The organism is Flavihumibacter solisilvae (assembly GCF_000814475.1).
Lineage (GTDB): Bacteria > Bacteroidota > Bacteroidia > Chitinophagales > Chitinophagaceae > Flavihumibacter > Flavihumibacter solisilvae.
The window spans coordinates 1-371 of the sequence record NZ_JSVC01000066.1; the positions used below are offsets into that span (position 1 = coordinate 1).

Below are 371 nucleotides of genomic sequence, written 5' to 3' on the forward strand. Positions count from 1 at the left end.
GGTGAAGTGTTCCAGCTGTAGGTAAACGGTGCAGTGCCTCCTGTTACATTTACGGTAGCAGAACCTGTGGCCGTACCGAAGCAGGATGCATTACTACCTATTGTTGATGCTGTAAGCAGTGTGGGTTCCGTGATCGTAACCGTAGTAGTTGTAATACAACCTGCAGCATCAGTTACCGTAACCGTATAAGTTCCGGCAGTAAGGCCTGTTGCTGTTACACCAGTTTGTGCTGGCAGGGTGTTCCAGTTGTAAGTAAACGGTGCGGTGCCTCCAGTTACATTTACGGTAGCAGATCCTGTTGCGGTACCAAAGCAGTCAACATTATTACCAACTGTTGTTGCAGCCAGTACAGGCGGTTCGGTGATCGTTAC

The 371-nt window shown here is 49.1% G+C and carries 1 protein-coding gene; it reads right to left on the minus strand.

The window, feature by feature from the left end:
• The coding region (locus OI18_RS23455; RefSeq protein WP_039144814.1) for a SprB repeat-containing protein at positions 1-371 on the minus strand (371 nt) is incomplete at both ends.